The following is a 1,495-nucleotide window of genomic DNA, read 5'->3' as shown; positions in this document are numbered from 1 at the left end:
CCTTCGGCCCGGGCCAAGATAAGTATGCGGTTGGCTCCCGGCGACAACGCCAGAGCGGCCATGGCCGCTCTGGTGACCCACCTTGAGTCGAATGTCGAATGGGGAGCTCGCGTGCGGGTTACGCCGGGAAGCTCTGGCGAACCGTTCAAACTCGACACTACCGGGCCCGTCTACGACGCCTTTCGCACCGCCTTCGCGGAAGCCTGGGGGACCGCGACCGTTGACGTCGGGGTGGGGGGATCGATTCCGTTCGTGGCAGCGTTTTCTGAGGCGTACCCACAGGCAGCCATCCTCCTAACCGGGGTTGGAGACCCGACGTCGGCGATCCATGGCCCTAACGAGAGCGTCGACCTGGAAGACTTTCGAAAGGCCTGCCAGGCCGAAGCCATTGCCCTGACCCTCCTGGCTCAGCAGTAGGAACCCTGCCGGTACCTCACCAACCCGTTGGCTAGCCTGGTCGGATGGATATCGTTGCCGCCCTCTTTTCGGCGTTGGGGCTCTCGGCCAGCGCAGGTCTGAACGCCTATATCCCCCTGTTTGTGATGGGCCTAGTGAATCGTTTCACGGGGCTCATCGAGCTATCGGCCCCCTATGACATCGTGTCCAATTGGTGGGTTCTCGGCACGTTGGTTGTCCTGATCGTCATTGAGGTGTTCGCCGACAACGCCCCGGTCGTCAACCACGTCAACGACCTCATCCAGACCTTCATTCGCCCCTCTGCCGGCGCGCTGGCGTTTGCCGCGTCGACGGATGGGATCCACATGAATCCGGTTCTGGCAGTCGTGATCGGCTTGTTCGTGGCGGGATCCGTCCACACCACCAAGGCGGTTGTCGTGCGGCCAGCCATTACTGCTACCACCGGTGGTCTGGCCAACCCGCCGGTCAGCATCGCCGAGGACGTTATTTCTGCTTCGATTTCCTTCCTGGCCCTGGCGATTCCGATACTCATCGGTGTCTTGATTCTGGCGTTTGGCTATCCGATCGTTCGGTGGGTGGTGCGCCTGCGGCGTCGCAAAGCGGGCATCAGGACTTCCGGACCAACAAACTCGTAGGCCTCGCCCTCGCCGTCGCCGGCCGACCGTTAGGTTGAAACGCACCTATTCGAGGAGCTTCAAAGATGGATTTTGCCTTGAGCCGGCGGGCCGGGGAGTTGCAGGCCCGACTCTTGGATTTCATGAACTCACACGTGTATCCGGCCGAGCCTGTCTATGCCGCTCAAATGGCAGCTTCCGGCGACCCCTCTTTTCATCCGCCAATCGTTGAAGAACTCAAGGCCGCGGCACGCCAACGTGGATTATGGAATCTGTTCCTTCCTGACGACGAGTGGGGGGCCGGCGTTTCGGTGCTCGATTACGCCCCGCTCGCCGAGATCACCGGGCGCAGTCCCAACCTGGCTCCCGAGGCGTTGAACTGTGCCGCTCCTGATACGGGAAATATGGAGATCCTGACGATGTTCGGGACACCTGAGCAAAAGGAACAGTGGCTACGGCCGTTG

The 1,495-nt window shown here is 61.5% G+C and carries 3 protein-coding genes; all 3 read left to right on the top strand.

Going from position 1 to position 1,495, the window contains the following annotated elements; translation table 11 throughout:
- Positions 1-417, top strand: a 417-nt coding sequence (locus JJE47_15670) for a M20/M25/M40 family metallo-hydrolase (GenBank protein MBK5268857.1), incomplete at its 5' end; no start/stop codon positions are given.
- A 44-nt stretch (positions 418-461) separates the two neighbouring features.
- Entirely contained in the window at positions 462-1,052 is a 591-nt protein-coding gene (locus tag JJE47_15665) for a DUF4126 domain-containing protein (GenBank protein MBK5268856.1), read from the top strand.
- Positions 1,053-1,117: 65 nt separating this feature from the next.
- Positions 1,118-1,495: acyl-CoA dehydrogenase family protein (locus tag JJE47_15660; GenBank protein MBK5268855.1), on the top strand; the 378-nt coding region annotated here is incomplete at its 3' end.

The organism is Acidimicrobiia bacterium (assembly GCA_016650365.1).
Classification (GTDB): domain Bacteria; phylum Actinomycetota; class Acidimicrobiia; order Spongiisociales; family JAENVV01; genus JAENVV01.
This window is presented reverse-complemented; position numbering and strand designations above follow the sequence as displayed.